The organism is Dorea hominis (assembly GCF_014287705.1).
GTDB lineage: Bacteria > Bacillota > Clostridia > Lachnospirales > Lachnospiraceae > Dorea_D > Dorea_D hominis.
Genome location: NZ_JACOOY010000012.1, coordinates 32,848 through 47,617 on the forward strand (window position 1 = coordinate 32,848; position 14,770 = coordinate 47,617).

The 14,770-nt window shown below is 36.2% G+C and carries 19 protein-coding genes and 4 pseudogenes; 18 read left to right on the top strand and 5 right to left on the bottom strand.

Going from position 1 to position 14,770, the window contains the following annotated elements:
* Positions 1–4 precede the first annotated feature (4 nt).
* The 16 genes and pseudogenes from H8S07_RS09875 to H8S07_RS09950 all read left to right on the top strand — a co-directional run bounded on the left by H8S07_RS09875 (position 5) and on the right by H8S07_RS09950 (position 10,661).
* Positions 5–409, top strand: coding sequence for a hypothetical protein (locus tag H8S07_RS09875; protein ID WP_005334861.1), 405 nt, complete (start codon positions 5–7; stop codon positions 407–409).
* A gap of 282 nt (positions 410–691) precedes the next feature.
* Positions 692–1,111 (top strand): 6-carboxytetrahydropterin synthase QueD, encoded by a 420-nt coding sequence (gene queD, locus H8S07_RS09880; protein WP_117529282.1) that lies wholly within the window; start codon positions 692–694, stop codon positions 1,109–1,111.
* A 35-nt stretch (positions 1,112–1,146) separates the two neighbouring features.
* Positions 1,147–1,815: a putative 7-carboxy-7-deazaguanine synthase QueE gene (queE, locus tag H8S07_RS09885; protein WP_117836026.1), complete on the top strand. Its 669-nt coding sequence runs from the start codon at positions 1,147–1,149 to the stop codon at positions 1,813–1,815.
* 1 nt (position 1,816) lies between these two features.
* The gene (folE, locus tag H8S07_RS09890; RefSeq protein ID WP_117836027.1) at positions 1,817–2,440 is read left to right on the top strand and encodes a GTP cyclohydrolase I; all 624 of its coding nucleotides are present in this window, start codon (positions 1,817–1,819) and stop codon (positions 2,438–2,440) included.
* Positions 2,403–3,083 (top strand): 7-cyano-7-deazaguanine synthase QueC, encoded by a 681-nt coding sequence (queC, locus tag H8S07_RS09895; protein WP_117528508.1) that lies wholly within the window; start codon positions 2,403–2,405, stop codon positions 3,081–3,083. Before folE ends, queC begins: the two co-directional genes overlap by 38 nt.
* 14 nt (positions 3,084–3,097) lie before the next feature.
* Complete coding sequence (queF, locus tag H8S07_RS09900) at positions 3,098–3,595, top strand: preQ(1) synthase (RefSeq protein WP_055214233.1); 498 nt, start codon at positions 3,098–3,100, stop codon at positions 3,593–3,595.
* A gap of 67 nt (positions 3,596–3,662) precedes the next feature.
* Positions 3,663–4,055 (top strand): annotated as a pseudogene (locus H8S07_RS09905) (pyridoxamine 5'-phosphate oxidase family protein).
* A 30-nt stretch (positions 4,056–4,085) separates the two neighbouring features.
* Entirely contained in the window at positions 4,086–4,616 is a 531-nt protein-coding gene (locus H8S07_RS09910) for a GNAT family N-acetyltransferase (protein ID WP_117528507.1), read from the top strand.
* 38 nt (positions 4,617–4,654) lie between these two features.
* Positions 4,655–5,191 carry a dihydrofolate reductase gene (locus H8S07_RS09915; RefSeq protein WP_117528506.1) on the top strand — a complete coding sequence of 179 codons (537 nt, stop codon included), beginning with the start codon at positions 4,655–4,657 and terminating at the stop codon, positions 5,189–5,191.
* Positions 5,160–5,696 carry a GNAT family N-acetyltransferase gene (locus H8S07_RS09920; RefSeq protein WP_117528505.1) on the top strand — a complete coding sequence of 179 codons (537 nt, stop codon included), beginning with the start codon at positions 5,160–5,162 and terminating at the stop codon, positions 5,694–5,696. The genes H8S07_RS09915 and H8S07_RS09920 overlap by 32 nt, the downstream gene beginning before the upstream one ends.
* A 150-nt stretch (positions 5,697–5,846) precedes the next feature.
* Positions 5,847–5,954: pseudogene (locus tag H8S07_RS09925) on the top strand (TnpV protein); the annotation flags it as partial.
* A 176-nt stretch (positions 5,955–6,130) separates the two neighbouring features.
* Positions 6,131–6,805, top strand: a complete 675-nt coding sequence (locus H8S07_RS09930; RefSeq protein ID WP_005334858.1) for a response regulator transcription factor — start codon at positions 6,131–6,133, stop codon at positions 6,803–6,805.
* Positions 6,793–7,974, top strand: a complete 1,182-nt coding sequence (locus H8S07_RS09935; protein ID WP_005334857.1) for a HAMP domain-containing sensor histidine kinase — start codon at positions 6,793–6,795, stop codon at positions 7,972–7,974. The genes H8S07_RS09930 and H8S07_RS09935 overlap by 13 nt, the downstream gene beginning before the upstream one ends.
* Before the next feature lie 82 nt (positions 7,975–8,056).
* Positions 8,057–9,121, top strand: coding sequence for an ABC transporter permease (locus tag H8S07_RS09940; protein WP_040015615.1), 1,065 nt, complete (start codon positions 8,057–8,059; stop codon positions 9,119–9,121).
* The gene (locus tag H8S07_RS09945) at positions 9,122–9,781 is read left to right on the top strand and encodes a hypothetical protein (RefSeq protein ID WP_005334852.1); all 660 of its coding nucleotides are present in this window, start codon (positions 9,122–9,124) and stop codon (positions 9,779–9,781) included.
* Positions 9,782–9,785: 4 nt separating this feature from the next.
* A complete protein-coding gene (locus H8S07_RS09950; protein ID WP_005334851.1) occupies positions 9,786–10,661 on the top strand; it encodes an ABC transporter ATP-binding protein in 876 nt (291 codons plus the stop codon).
* Positions 10,662–10,734: 73 nt separating this feature from the next.
* Here the strand turns inward: H8S07_RS09950 and H8S07_RS15070 are convergent.
* Positions 10,735–10,791, bottom strand: a pseudogene (locus H8S07_RS15070) (hypothetical protein); the annotation flags it as partial.
* Positions 10,788–11,081: a penicillin-binding transpeptidase domain-containing protein gene (locus H8S07_RS14945; RefSeq protein WP_081019506.1), complete on the bottom strand. Its 294-nt coding sequence runs from the start codon at positions 11,079–11,081 to the stop codon at positions 10,788–10,790. The gene H8S07_RS14945 and the pseudogene H8S07_RS15070, both read right to left, overlap by 4 nt.
* Before the next feature lie 45 nt (positions 11,082–11,126).
* On the opposite strand from H8S07_RS14945, the gene H8S07_RS09960 reads away from it, so the two are divergent.
* Positions 11,127–11,336, top strand: a complete 210-nt coding sequence (locus H8S07_RS09960; RefSeq protein ID WP_005334849.1) for a DUF6219 family protein — start codon at positions 11,127–11,129, stop codon at positions 11,334–11,336.
* A 102-nt stretch (positions 11,337–11,438) separates the two neighbouring features.
* On the opposite strand, the pseudogene H8S07_RS09965 reads toward H8S07_RS09960, so the two are convergent.
* From H8S07_RS09965 to H8S07_RS09975, 3 genes and pseudogenes are all read right to left on the bottom strand, one after another.
* Positions 11,439–12,092: pseudogene (locus tag H8S07_RS09965) on the bottom strand (CpXC domain-containing protein).
* Between the two features lie 65 nt (positions 12,093–12,157).
* Complete coding sequence (locus H8S07_RS09970; protein ID WP_225876977.1) at positions 12,158–12,673, bottom strand: ImmA/IrrE family metallo-endopeptidase; 516 nt, start codon at positions 12,671–12,673, stop codon at positions 12,158–12,160.
* Positions 12,674–12,765: 92 nt separating this feature from the next.
* Positions 12,766–13,224: a helix-turn-helix domain-containing protein gene (locus H8S07_RS09975; protein ID WP_005423558.1), complete on the bottom strand. Its 459-nt coding sequence runs from the start codon at positions 13,222–13,224 to the stop codon at positions 12,766–12,768.
* A gap of 248 nt (positions 13,225–13,472) precedes the next feature.
* Between H8S07_RS09975 and H8S07_RS09980 the strand changes: the two genes are divergently transcribed.
* Entirely contained in the window at positions 13,473–14,762 is a 1,290-nt protein-coding gene (locus tag H8S07_RS09980) for a Y-family DNA polymerase (RefSeq protein ID WP_330408389.1), read from the top strand.
* Positions 14,763–14,770: the final 8 nt, after the last annotated feature.

Sequence of the window (14,770 nt, forward strand, 5' to 3'; positions counted from 1 at the left end):
GGATATGAAAATGAGCGAAAACAATGATTATATTCAGTTACCACCACTTAAAAAAGACACACCGTCCGATGTGGTAGCATTTATGTGGGAGTACATAAAAGTACCGGAGGATTCAAGAGAAAAAGTTAAGAATCTGCTTAAAGATGCAAATGAAAATGGCGTAAAATTAAGTCATCAGGCACCAACACTGTATGATGTTGTCCCAAAAGAAGAAATTACTGAATTTGAAGAGCTTATGCGCAAAACCATAGCTGACATTGTATCAGAAGCCAGTAGCATTGCCTGTTGGGTGTATGTGCAGAAATATGTGAAACAGAAAACTCTTGACGAAATGCTACAAGAATTGCCAGGAGCAGGCCAGTTTATCATTGTCATGGATACCTGGTTCGAAAGACTGATGGCGGAATAATGGATGCTATGATAGAATAAAGAAAACGATTTGAAGTGCAAATCGGAATTTGTAGATGCAAGATAACCAAGAGTATTTAATTGACAAGCTATGAATCATTTGCTATCATTGAACGGTATATTAATAAGACAGTTCGTTTGTACCATCCTGTCTCTAAATAAAACCAGGGCTATTATTTTTATAATTTATAATTGGAATTTTTTAGAAAAATAATCTATTAAGGCACGGGTACAGATGGATCCGTGTTTTTTTATGCAATATTAGCAAATGGAGAAAAGGTTTATGTATATTTTAAAAACGGAGGCAAGTTTTGACTCAGCACATTTTCTTGCAGGATACGATGGAAAATGCAGCAATCTTCATGGACATAGATGGAAGATTATTCTTGAAGTTCAAGCTGAGGAACTAAAGGACGACATTCAGCATAAGGGGATGTACGTGGATTTTGGAGAATTGAAAAAAGATTTAAGAGACCTTGCAGACTCAATGGATCACGCATTAATTATAGAAAAGAATTCATTGAAGGAAACTACACTTGAAGCTTTAAAAAGCGAGAATTTCAGAATTATTGAACTTGATTTTCGTCCAACAGCGGAGAATATGGCAAAGTATTTTTATGAAAAAATAAAAAAACTTGGATATAACATGAAAGCTGTAACGGTATATGAAACTCCTGTCAATAGTGCAACTTATATGGAATAATTATAAATAATTTTCTAATCTGAAAGGAGTTGTATATGAGTAAATATGAAGTGGTTGAAAAATTTGTAAGTATCAATGGTGAAGGAACTAAAGCCGGACAACTTGCGGTTTTTATACGTTTTAAAGGCTGTAATCTTAAGTGTAAATATTGCGATACCAAATGGGCCAATGAGCAAGATACACTTTATCAACCCATGACGGAAGAAGAAATACTTGATTATGTTTTATCAACGGGAGTGAAAAATGTCACTCTTACCGGTGGTGAACCATTATTAAGAGACGATATTGAAAAAGTTATAACAGCTCTTGCAGAAAACAATCTGAATGTAGAAATAGAGACTAACGGTAGCATTTTTCTTGACAAAATCCGTAAGCTTCATAAAGAAAATGTAACTTTTACAATGGATTATAAGCTTTCCTGTAGTGGAATGGAACAGTCCATGAATCTAGGAAATTTTGATATTTTAAATAGCAATGATACTGTCAAATTTGTAGTAGGAAGCCGAGAGGATCTTATAAAGACAAAGCAGATTATGGAAAAATATAATCTGTATGGAAAATGTAATCTTTATATAAGTCCGGTATTTGGAATGATAGAACCAGAGGAAATAGTTGATTTTATGAAAGAGAATGTAATGAATGATGTTAATATGCAGATTCAGTTACATAAAATAATATGGTCACCAGATAAAAAAGGAGTCTAACATGGAAAAGCATAAGAAAATAGATACTAAAGCAATCGAATATCATATAGCTGGTATTCTTAAAGCTCTGGGTGATAACCCTGAACGAGAGGGATTAATAGACACACCTAAAAGAGTTGCAAAAATGTACGAAGAAGTTTTTGAGGGAATGAATTATACAAATGAAGAAATTGCAGATATGTTTAACAAAACATTTGCACTTGATAGACTGGAAGAAGAGTTCGAAAACGTGGAATGTAAAAGTCAAAATGGAAATTCTGATATGGTAGTGGTAAAAGACATAGATATTTTCAGTTATTGTGAGCATCATCTTGCACTTATGTATGATATGAAGGTAACGGTTGCCTATATTCCAAAGGGAAGAGTGATAGGTCTTAGTAAGATAGCAAGAATAGCAGATATGGTATCGAAAAGATTACAACTTCAGGAAAGAATAGGAAGTGATATTGCAGATATTATGCAGATGGTTACAGGAGCAGAAGATATAGCAGTACTTATTGAAGGATGTCACAGCTGCATGACTGCAAGAGGAATTAAAAAAACTAACACAAAAACATATACACAAACATTAAGAGGGAGATTTAACAATGAAAGCAATGGTTTTGTTCAGTGGTGGAATAGATAGTACAACATGCCTTGGTATGGCAGTAGAAAAATATGGTCCAGAAAATGTTATTGCATTATCAATAGCATATGGTCAGAAACATACAAAAGAGATAGAAGCGTCAGATAAAATTGTAAAATACTATAATGTAGAACATATTTATCTTGACCTTGCAAAAATTTTTCAATATAGCGATTGTTCCCTATTATCACATTCTGATAAGGAAATACCTAAAGAATCATATAATGACCAGATTAAGAGTACAAATGGTTCACCTGTTTCAACATATGTTCCATTTAGAAATGGATTATTCTTATCAAGTGCTGCCAGTATAGCACTTTCAAAAGGCTGCAGTGAGATATATTATGGAGCACATGCAGATGATGCAGCTGGAAGTGCATATCCTGATTGTAGCAGCGATTTTAATAATGCAATAAATGAAGCGATATATCTTGGAAGTGGAAAACAGATTAAGGTTGTAGCACCATTTATCAATGCAACTAAAGATCAGGTTGTTAAAAAGGGACTTGAGATAAATGTGCCATATAAATACACATGGAGTTGTTATGAAGGTGGAGAAAAACCTTGTGGCAAATGTGGAACATGTATAGACAGAGCTAAAGCGTTTGAGTTAAACGGAATTAAAGATCCGGCAATGGAATAAAAAGGAGAAGAATTATGACAGGAAGAAGCAAAGAAGAGACAGCAGACATAACATTATTAGGTAATCAGAAAACACAGTATCCATGCGATTATGCACCGGAGATGTTAGAGACTTTTGAGAATAAACATCAGGGAAATGATTATTTTGTAAAATTTAATTGCCCTGAATTTACAAGTTTGTGTCCCATAACAGGTCAACCGGATTTTGCCACTGTTACAATATCATATGTACCCAACATTAAAATGGTGGAAAGTAAATCATTAAAACTATACTTATTTAGTTTCAGAAATCACGGTGATTTTCATGAAGATTGTATGAACATAATTATGAAAGATTTGATAAAACTTATGGATCCAAAATACATTGAGGTATGGGGAAAATTTACTCCGAGAGGTGGAATATCAATAGACCCTTACTGTAATTATGGAAAGCCTGGAACAAAATGGGAAGAAATCGCATTTAATAGAATGGCAAATCATGATATGTATCCGGAAAAGGTTGATAATAGATAAGAATAATAGGGAAAATAGTGATATAATGAACCTATCAAAATAAAAATTGAGATAGGAGGATTACATAATGGAACAGGTAGTAAAATTTTAAAAGGAAGCAGAAACATATTATTTGGCAACAGTAGAAGGAGATCAGCCAAGAGTTAGACCTTTTGGAACAGCCCATATTTTTGAAGGTAAATTGTATATTCAGACAGGTAAAACCAAGGATGTTTCAAAGCAGATTCACGCAAACCCAAAGGTAGAAATCTGTGCATTTAAGGATGGAGAGTGGCTCCGTGTGGCTGGAGAACTTGTAGAAGATGACAGAAGAGAAGCAAGACAGTCTATGCTTGATGCATACCCATCTTTACAGAATATGTACTCAGCAGATGATGGTAATACAGAAGTATTCTATTTCAAAAATGCCACAGCTACATTTAGTTCATTTACACATGAACCACAGGAAGTTAAATTCTAATAACAAAGGATTAGTGCTGGAGGTATTATTGTGAAACTTAAGTTAGTAAAAGCAACAAATAAATATCGTAATCAAATTGTAGATATGTTAGATGAGTGGAATAATTCTGGTGAAGAAATTATTCCATATGTAATTGGTCGTTTAGATTACAGTGATTTTGATTACTATTGTAACAATCTGGAAGTAAGAGACACAAGTGAGGGATTAGTTCCTGATTCTACATTTTTTTGCTTAGATGAAGAACGAAACATTGTTGTAGGTGCTGTAAACATTAGACATTATTTAAACGAAGCATTGTTATTAAATGGTGGACACATAGGAGATGGTGTTCGCCCATCAGAGAGAAGAAAAGGGATTGCAACAAAAATGATATCGTTGGCTTTGAAAGAATGTAGAAAGCTAGGAATAAATAAAGTTCTGATGGTTTGTGATAAAGGAAATATTGGTTCGGCTAAAAGCATTGAAAACAATGGAGGAATACTAGAAAACGAAGTCGTGGTTGATGGTGTTGTGGAACAAAGATACTGGATTGATTTGGATAAGGTTCGAAGTGTAGAATGATTGACAAAGAGAATGGAATCTGTAGGAGGGAGTATCATATGATAGGTTTAATAGTAGCTCGTTCAAAAAATAATTGTATTGGGAAAAATGGAAAAATCCCATGGAAAATTAAGGGCGAGCAAAAACAGTTCAAGGAACTTACAACAGGAAATGTTGTGGTAATGGGACGGAATTCATATGATGAAATCGGTCATCCACTCCCAAATAGAGAAACTATAGTTATTTCAAAAAGTAAAAAATATGTTGGAAGAAATATTCATACAGCATCTAGTGTAAAAGAGGCTATCGAGTTAGCGAAAGGAAAGGATGTATATATAGCCGGTGGTTATGGAGTATATAAAGAAGCTATACCATTAGTGGATGTAATGTACATTACTGAAATTAATATAAATATAGAGCAAGGGGATGTTTTTTTCCCAGAATTTGATGAGAATGATTTTGATATAACAATTGAAGAAATGTCTGAGGACAATGAACAGTTTACAAGAAAGATTTATAGACGAAAAGTAGCAGTAAAAAATCGTAATTTTAAGGAGCAAAGATATGAATACTATTGTACAGCTGTTTCCTCTTGAATGTAGCGATAGAGAACAGTTTATTTTGGATAATCAGGAAGCCTTTAATTATGGTGCGATGGAAGAATTTGGACTTAGAGATGACCACTTTGAGGAAGAGGATCAAATCATATCACGGGATACGATTGAGCAGTCCATTGACGGCGGAGAAGCCTACCGTATCGTACTGGACGGTCAAAAAGTCGGCGGCATAGTGATCAAAGTTGACGGCGAAAAAGGTGACCTTGATCTTCTTTTTGTTTCTCCGGCTGTCCATAGCAAAGGTATCGGATATGCTGCTTGGTGTGCTGTTGAAAAACTGTACCCGGAAGTGAAGGTGTGGGAAACGGTCACTCCGTATTTTGAGCAGCGCAACATTCATTTTTATGTCAATCGCTGCGGCTTCCACATTGTAGAGTTTTTTAATAAATATCACCAAGATCCGAATGATCCGGAAATGTGCTCCGAAGAACTGGACGAGCAGTTCCCGGACGGAATATTCCAGTTTGAAAAGGTCATTCGGTAAATTCAAGTTTACAGAACTGAATCAAAAGAGCTCGAAGGAGCTCTTTTTCCTTTTTTATAATAGTATCTGGGACTGTTGTTCCGTTGATAAGATTTTCAAGTTGTTGTGCGACTTCGGCTTGTTTGTTTGGATACAGACGACTATAAGTATTTAAGGTTTGAAAGAATTGTAGAGCAGATGAAACAGGCACAGGGGATCACGGAACAGTTAAAGGCAGAAAATCAGATGGAATGGGTAGCGAGAATGAACAATATGTAATCGTGTGCAAGGGAGATTGTGGATACAGAGATGGTTTATCAATAATGGAAATAAAATGAAGGAGAAAAGGCGGCAGTTTAGAAAGGCTGTTGCCTTTTAGGAATTGTTGTTTATTTGTTGTTTTTTATAAGATATACTATAAAGAAAAGATAGCATTATAGCCAGAGGTGGAATTTATGAACTATAAAATTTTAATGGTTGATGATGATAGAGAATTGCTAAAAATGTTGAATCAATACTTTACATTGAAGAATTATACAGTGATTATTGCAGAAAATGGCATAGAAGCAATGGAAAAGATAAGTGTAAATCCCGATATTATTTTATTGGATGTAAATATGCCGGGAATGGACGGAATTGAAGTGTGCAGAAGAATCAGAGATATGGTTTCCTGTCCGATTATTTTTTTGACTGCAAAAGTAGAAGAACAGGATCGAGTAATGGGATTGTTGTCTGGTGGCGATGATTATGTTTTAAAACCATTCAGTTTGAAAGAATTAGATGCCAGAATTATTGCCCATTTGAAACGTGAGGAACGTTTACATAGAAAAACAGAACAACGGTTTTATGGGGAATTAGTAATTGACTATGCCAGTAAATGCGTACATATTAAAGGAAATGCTTTAGGGCTTACTAAATTAGAATATGAGATTATAGAACTTTTATCCATGAACCCTGAAATGGTGTTTGATAAGGAACGTATTTATGAAAAGATTAGTGGATACGATGCAGAAGGAGATAGCCGAGTGGTGACAGAGTTAATTCGTAGAATTCGTAAAAAAATCAATCAATATACGGAGCATGAATATATTGAAACGATATGGGGGATGGGATATAAATGGACAAAATAAGAAATCTTTCGTTGAGAAAAACTATAGTTTTGTATATGATTGTTAGTTTGATAGTTAGTTTTTATCTTTCAGCATTGATTATGCGAATGGCAGCCACTATACAAGATGACATTTGGTGGAAATATGTAGATCAAGAAAAGTATTTTGAAATGGCAGAAGGTGAAGGTAGAAAGTATTTGACAGATGTTCCGAGACCGAATTCTTATGAAATGAAAAAATTTGATTATCATGTATCAGAGATATGCGATTTCCTTCAGACGTTTACAGTACTTATCGTGTCTGTGGTAGGCAATATCATAGCAGTGTTTCTTTTTTATAAGCATAAATTGAAAAATCCCATTGAAGAATTAGAACTGGCATCACAACAAGTTGGTCGAAATAATTTGGATTTTCATATTACCTATGAAAATAAAGATGAAATGGGAAGATTGTGCAGAGAATTTGAACGGATGAAGGAGCAGCTTGCAGAAAATAACCATCAATTATGGAAAATGATTGAGGAAGAAAAGGCTTTGCGAACAGCGATTGCACATGATATACGTTCTCCACTATCTGTGCTGGAGGGGTATCAGGAAATGCTTTCAGAATATCTCCCTAAGAAAGAGATAAATATGGAGCAAGCCCTAGATATGGTAAATGAAAGCAAAAAACAGATTGAACGTATGGATATATTTGTGGAAACAATGCGAAAGATGAGCAGTTTAGATGCAAGGGAGTTGGTGGCAGAAAAAATTACAAGTAAGCAGTTAGAAACAGACATACGTGCAGAGATGAATGTGTTTGAGAAAAAATTTGGAAAGCAATACGATTTAGAATGTTCGGAAACAGCAGAAAAATTTTCGGGAGATAAGGAAGTGATTTTAGAGGTTATAGAAAATCTTTTGTCAAATGCCTTTCGTTATGCCAAAACAAAAGTGGAAATGGAAGTTCTCCTTACTTATTCTGAATTACAAATCAGAGTAAAGGATGATGGAGTGGGATTTACAGTAGACAAACAAAAGGCAACAGAGCTTTTTTATCAGCAAAATGTGAAAGATAGTTTGAAACATTCAGGAATGGGTATGTATATCAGCAGATTGTATTGTGAAAAGCATGGCGGACAGTTACTTATAGAAAACGAAAAACAGAGTGGAGCTGTAATAACAGCAGTATTTCATCGGATTGCATAAGCAGTCCGATTTTTTTATACTGTTGTCTTTTTGTTGTGATTTATATTTTATGATGTCTATAACAAGGAAAGGAGACAAACGTATGATTGCTATTTTTAAAAGAGAGATTAAGAATTATCTAAAGCGACCGTTATTTTGGGTAGGTATTCTGCTTGTGATTTATGGTGTGTTTAATACGACAAGTCCATATTTAATGACACACTATTTAGGGCAAGGAGAGAAAATTGTCAATGATTATCCTGATACAGTTCGCTTAGGAGATGTTTATGAAGGATATATTCCTGCGAATCCTGAAAAACATCGAGAAATATGGAGTGGACAGATAAAACAAGCACTAATTGATGAATTAGAAATGTCTGATTTAGAGGCACAATCCGTAATGAGCGAACTTGTTGATATGGAGTTAGAAGAAGCATTCGTATATCTGGAGGAAAAATATGATTGGTATAGTGCAAGATATATGTACGAAGATAGTGCCTATTACAAAGGAACATCAGAAGAAATCAACGCATATCTGAACGAAAAAATGAAAAATAAGACGTTTTCTTTTTATTACTCAAGAAAATTTGCTGATTTTGCAGGGTTGTTTATGTGTTTTTTTGCAACAATTATGTTAGCGGTTCTGTTTTTACAGGATACGAAAAAGCATACTTATGAATTGCTTCACACGAAACCGATCACTGCCGGAAAGTATGTATTGGGAAAAGTAAGCGCAGGATTTGCAATTTGTTTGATTGCTCTGACTATTATAAATCTATTATTTTGGGCATTGTGTGTTATTTATACAAAAGACAGTGGGTTTGAAGTGCGGTTCTGGGATTTTATAGTTTCTACTGTACTTTATATACTTCCCAATATGCTGATGATTGTAAGTGTATATACATTGATTTCACTCCTATTTAAAAATCCACTTCCGGGAGTGCCACTTCTGATTCTTTACATGGTATATTCCAATATGGGCGGAAGAAATGCGGAAGGAGTTTATGGATATTGGGGAAGACCTTTTGCGATTATGGTTCGATTCCCTGATCAGCTTTTCGATACGACACCGCCACCAATGGCATTTTTAAATCAGAGTCTACTTATTTTAGCATCTGTAGTGATTATTCTGATTTCAATACAGATTTGGAAGAGGAGGCGGATGTAAATGAAGAAGGAAATGAAGATTGTTCTGCCGTTTTATAAGATTGCTTATGCAGTATCTTTTGTTGTGATTTTAAGCTTGATACGTGGGGTTGTATTCACAAATGAAATAGGACTTTCCATTGAGGCACCTTTTGCTATATTGACTGCTGTTTTTTGTGCGGACACTTATGTGCAGGAAATTACAAGCAAGAGATCAGAAATCCATAGGCTGTATCCAATAAGAAAGAGAATTTGCTCCATCATGCAGCGAATAATGATACAGGAAGTTTTTTTATTACTGCTTGCTGTTTTAGGTTACGGATTGTTTTTTGTGTTTCAAAAACCGGTCACACATCCGGCAACAGAAAGTGAAATACTTCAGTTTATTGCCTATTTTTTAGCGATTGTAGTAACCATTTTCTTTTGGGGAATATTGGTCAATACATTGTCTATGCTTTTTCGCAATATGTGGATGGGGATTGGAAGCTGTCTTCTGATATGGGTAGCAACAAATTCCACGGGAGGAGATAAACTTTTTGGGGCATGGAATCTGTTTTCCTATGCTTTCAGAGATATAGAAAATACTGCTGATGTTACATGGCTGCAAGGGAAAGCTTTGTGTATTGGTATTGGATTGATTTTATTGGTAGTATTGCCGAAAATAGTTAGAAAGAGAGGGTAAGTTTATGAGTATTCATATTGAGGATTTAACAGTAAGATTTAAAAATGGTGTGACAGCAATCAATCATGCGAATTTAAATATACCGAATGGAATTTTTGGATTATTGGGAGAAAATGGAGCAGGAAAGACAACTTTGATGAGGGTTTTAACTACTGTACTTAAACCTACAAGTGGAACGGTCACATTGGACAGGATTTTATATAGTGAAGGAAACTATGAAAAAATCCAGAGAAAAATAGGGTATCTGCCACAGGAAATTGATCTTTACCCGAATTTGACTGTTCAGGAGTGTTTAGAGTATATGGGTGATTTGGCAGGTGTTCCAAAAGCAGAATGCAAGAAACGAATAGAATATTATTTGAAAAAGACCAGTCTTGCAGAACACCGGAAAAAGAAAATGAAACAGTTGTCAGGCGGGATGAAACGACGGGTAGGATTAGTGCAGGCGCTTTTAAATGAACCGGAATTTTTGATTGTGGATGAGCCGACTACCGGTTTAGATCCAGAGGAACGTATTCGCATCCGCAATTTGTTAGTAGATTTTTCTGAAAACAGAACGGTTTTGTTTTCAACTCATGTGGTGGAAGATTTGGCTGCTACCTGTAACCAACTTGCAATTATGCACAAAGGTAGTTTCTTATATGCGGGTTCTATGAAGAATTTGACAGAAGAAGCACAGGGGAAAATCTGGATTTGCAAAGTACCTGATGAGAGAAAAGCAAGAGAAGTGGAACAGAAGTATCGTATTACATCAAAACAGTATGTTGAGGGGGGATTGCAGTTAAGAGTGATTTCTGAAATACAGCCAGAATTGGAGTGTATGTCAATTCCTGCAACGTTGGAAGATGCTTATATTTATGTGACGAATCAATACGAGTAGATAAAGCACCATCTGATGCTTTACTACCAGTTGCACGTTGTTCGCTTTGAATATTTGTGGAGAAAAAGTATGTATTATTTTGGCTTTCTATAAAACCTATAAACCAGCCATTTATATCCTGCCCGTTCACTCGTCCGGTTCCGGTTTTTCCATAAATTCTCCATTTTCAGAGGCGGTAAGATGGATGGAATTTTTGACGGCATGAATATTAGCAGGAGTAAAGTTGAAGTTGTTTCGATATAAATTTTTCAAAAGTTCAACTTGTTCTACTGGTGAAATCTTTAAGGATGACTGCATCCAGTAGGAAGAGAAATCTCCGGATATATTTTCATTGCCATATCCTATTTGCTGAAGGTATGAATTTATAGTGGAAGCTCCGAGCTGCTTGTCGATTGATTCAAAATACCAGTTTGTATATATATTTTAAAAGGTATATGATTAAGAAAAACGGCAGGAGGTATCTGAATGAAAGCACATAAATATTGGTCTATCAGTGCACTGATTACAATGCTTGGAACTTTTTATACAGGTTATAAGGGATCAAAAGAAGGCCATAAGTACTTTGCAGCAAGTACTTTGCTTTGCATGATTATGGCTATTTATACAGGACACAAGATGATTTCTGGTAAAAGTAGGAAGAAAAAAGAAGTTTCAGTAGAGAGTGTTGAAGATTAAAAAACAAAATATTTTAATAAATAACGCCGGTGCGGGATTTTTGATATCCAGTACTGGCGTTATTTATTCTACAGGGGCTTGGGGGTGTAGCCACCAAATATACTATTCGTTTTCTGCTTCAGCAAGTTTGTTAAGAATCCACTCCCGATTGATAACAATATCCTCATCATCTCGGAGATCTTTGAAATCAGTGCAGTGTGAAGAAGCAAATTCATACATATCGTCAATGTCAACTGCACCAGTGGTCTCACCCTTATTAATGATTACAAGAATATTTGTTCCGTCATCGTCGACAGCAAAGCGCAGTTCATCAAATTCTTCATCAGGATTATTTTCGAGAAGAGAATCTGTCGCAAGTAATTTAACAAGTTCCATTATCCTGTCATCTTTACCTGCATCAAAAATCTGTATCTTTTCAACGAGCTGATTTGGTGACGTTACGATTCGGGATAAATATTTTTCAGTACGAAAATCAAACAAAGCATTTTCACCATAAAACATTTCATATGTCTTTTCTACTTCTGATTCAGAAACCAGATAAATCATGATAAGATCTTCCATCTAGTGATAGAGTGTAGGATAGTTTAAACGAAAGGTCTCTCCACAGCTCGGGCAAGTATAAAGGAAAATAGATTTATTAAGTACCTTCTCTTTCATTTCAGGATCCAGTGCAGTATTAATACTGTCCCAGAGCTCAAAATCCCCCTCATGATGGCAGGAAGGACAAGTTACTTTTTCAATATGATGTCTTGACATAAATGTTCCTCCTTTCAGTGAGATAAATCTATAGTTTTCTTATTGTAGAATGCGCTTATCCTTTATTATTTTGCCAGGAAATTACTCTGAATCTCCATCGGCATATGATAAGCCTGGCCTCGTTTTGTCAGGCTGTATAGTTTAAAGCTCATGAGTTCCGGAGTTGCATTCAGAGAACTGCAGAGTCCGAAGTAATCCAGGTCTTCGTTCTGAACCATATCTTCGATCTCCTCATCATCAATCAGAAGATCGGCAGCAAACAGATTGGCCTGGTATTCTGTATTATCCGTCATATTGTAGAGTGTATCATCTTGCATCGGAGCCATTTTCAGCTGGGAACGATGCAGGATGATATGCCCTAATTCATGGGCGGCAACGATCATCTTTTCTTCTTCTGAAAGGAAACTGCTGATCATGACATAGATTGTCTTACAGCTCATAAAACAGTATCCTTTCAGTGTCTTATATCTGGAAGTTTCACCGACCACAATGTTCATCTGATCCATGATCTCAAATGGATCTCGGGTTCCATATTTCTTGATTAATTTCTTTGTTTCTGTATATATGTAAGTGTTTCTCAAATAAATCACCTCAAAAGTAAAAAATAAAAAGGGCAGAAATATCCTTGTAACTATAAGGTAACAGATTAGGTGTACAATAATCCCGCCTTCTATTATTTTTCCTCTTGGTTTTTCAGATATTTTTTCGGTGTAAATTTCTTTGCACGTCTTTTGGAATCCAGATAAAGGCTCTGGATCTCATCCATAAAAGCTATTTTATCTTCGTCTGTCAGTGATCCACCGGCAAACATAGCTGCAGCCTGTTCCAGAATCTGCTGAGCCTGTCTGGCACCACGGTTACCAAACTGTTCGGATGCTTCTGTGATAAAAGCTTCATTCTCACTCATGAGATAAGAAACGTCACACTGTAATGCATCTGCCAGTTTCTGATACAGAACATTTTGTTTTGGAAAACGTCCTTCTACTTCCCAGGATCGAATGGTCCTATATGAAACACCAACCATGCTGGCCAGTTCCTGCTGACTCATCTTTTTTTCTTTTCTTAATGATCTTACTTTTTCACCGAATGTCATAAACATACCTCTTTCTAAGCCTTGTCTTATAAGTTTCATTAGCCGCTTCAAGGCAAAACGGGAAATGTGTCTCCTAAAAAATAAAAATTAATCTTGACAAAGGGAGATATCTCTCCTATAATGTGAATCACAGATAAGGGGAAACATCTTTCCTATAAGATACACAATATTTCCTCTTTTGTCAATGGATATGTGAAATGAATTTCCTGTAATTCAATGAAAACAGGAAGGATAGACAATCATTGATAGTCAAAATGGGATACATGTTACAAAAAGAGGAAAGACGTATGGGAGGTGGCAATGTGAGTCAGGATCAGACTTCTATTATCTGTATTGATCTGAAGTCCTTTTATGCTTCTGTAGAATGCGTAGAACGTGGGCTGAATCCATTTAAAACAAACCTGGTGGTTGCAGATCCGACCAGATCAAAGTCAACAATCTGCCTGGCAATCACTCCGGCTATGAAGTCTCTTGGCATCAAGAACCGGTGCCGGATCCATGAGATACCGGATTGTGTGAAGTACATCACAGCCATGCCAAGGATGCAGCTGTATATGGATTATTCCGCAAAGATCTATGGAATCTATCTGCGGTACGTCTCAAAAGAAGATATCCATGTGTACAGTGTCGATGAGTGTTTTATTGATGTGACAAACTATCTGCAGCTTTATCATCTCACTGCAAAAGAAATGGCGGTAAAGCTTATGCAGGAGGTTATGGAGGAAACAGGTATCACTGCAACCGCTGGTGTGGGAACCAATCTGTATCTTGCTAAGATCGCAATGGATATCGTAGCAAAGCATGTGGATGACCATATTGGAATCCTGGATGAATTCTCTTACAGAGAGCAGCTATGGGATCATAAACCATTAAGTGACTTCTGGAGGATTGGATCCCGGACTGAAAAAAAACTAGCCGGTTATGGAATCCATACAATGGGCGATATTGCAATGGCTTCTTTAAGATCCGAAGACTGGCTGTATAAGATGTTTGGGATTGATGCAGAGCTGTTGATCGATCATGCATGGGGATATGAAACATGCCGGATGAGTGACATCAAGAACTATCATTCGGAGGAACACAGCCTTTCAAATGGTCAGGTGCTGATGCGAAATTATTCTTTTGACGAAGCACTTGTGATCGTAAGGGAAATGACAGATAATCTGGTCCTGGATCTGTTTGAAAAAGGACTGGTAACAAGCTCTCTCACCTTATGGATCGCCTATGACCACAGGTATGAGCATGAGGCATCCAAAGGAACCGTAAAACTCGAAAGAGAAAGTAACAGTTCCAAAAAGATCATAGATGCAGTGGAAGATTTATATCTCAGGATTGCAGACAGATATACCGGAATCCGAAGAATCGAGGTGTGTGCGAACAGGGTTGCTCCTGAAAGTTATGTGCAGTACAGCCTGTTTGATGATCCCAAACAGACCGATAAGGAACGGCATTTACAGGAAGCAGTATTGAATGTAAAGCAGCGTTATGGAAAGAATGCGATCATGCGGGGATCCAACCTGCTGGAGTGTTCTACTTATAGAGAACGCAATGAGCAAATAGGTGGTCACCGTGCTTAGAGGAGGTG

Bases quoted from the DNA above. Each gene is read 5' to 3' on its own strand.
- H8S07_RS09940 (WP_040015615.1), top strand. From the start codon at position 8,057: ATGATTGCTATTTTTAAAAGAGAGATTAAGAATTATCTAAAGCGACCG.
- H8S07_RS09930 (WP_005334858.1), top strand. From the start codon at position 6,131: ATGAACTATAAAATTTTAATGGTTGATGATGATAGAGAATTGCTAAAA.
- queD (WP_117529282.1), top strand. From the start codon at position 692: ATGTATATTTTAAAAACGGAGGCAAGTTTTGACTCAGCACATTTTCTT.
- folE (WP_117836027.1), top strand. From the start codon at position 1,817: ATGGAAAAGCATAAGAAAATAGATACTAAAGCAATCGAATATCATATA.
- H8S07_RS09980 (WP_330408389.1), top strand. From the start codon at position 13,473: ATGGGAGGTGGCAATGTGAGTCAGGATCAGACTTCTATTATCTGTATT.
- H8S07_RS09875 (WP_005334861.1), top strand. From the start codon at position 5: ATGAAAATGAGCGAAAACAATGATTATATTCAGTTACCACCACTTAAA.
- H8S07_RS09945 (WP_005334852.1), top strand. From the start codon at position 9,122: ATGAAGAAGGAAATGAAGATTGTTCTGCCGTTTTATAAGATTGCTTAT.
- H8S07_RS09935 (WP_005334857.1), top strand. From the start codon at position 6,793: ATGGACAAAATAAGAAATCTTTCGTTGAGAAAAACTATAGTTTTGTAT.
- H8S07_RS09975 (WP_005423558.1), bottom strand. From the start codon at position 13,224: ATGAAACTTATAAGACAAGGCTTAGAAAGAGGTATGTTTATGACATTC.
- H8S07_RS09915 (WP_117528506.1), top strand. From the start codon at position 4,655: ATGATAGGTTTAATAGTAGCTCGTTCAAAAAATAATTGTATTGGGAAA.
- H8S07_RS09920 (WP_117528505.1), top strand. From the start codon at position 5,160: ATGAATACTATTGTACAGCTGTTTCCTCTTGAATGTAGCGATAGAGAA.
- queE (WP_117836026.1), top strand. From the start codon at position 1,147: ATGAGTAAATATGAAGTGGTTGAAAAATTTGTAAGTATCAATGGTGAA.
- queC (WP_117528508.1), top strand. From the start codon at position 2,403: ATGAAAGCAATGGTTTTGTTCAGTGGTGGAATAGATAGTACAACATGC.
- queF (WP_055214233.1), top strand. From the start codon at position 3,098: ATGACAGGAAGAAGCAAAGAAGAGACAGCAGACATAACATTATTAGGT.
- H8S07_RS09960 (WP_005334849.1), top strand. From the start codon at position 11,127: ATGAAAGCACATAAATATTGGTCTATCAGTGCACTGATTACAATGCTT.
- H8S07_RS09950 (WP_005334851.1), top strand. From the start codon at position 9,786: ATGAGTATTCATATTGAGGATTTAACAGTAAGATTTAAAAATGGTGTG.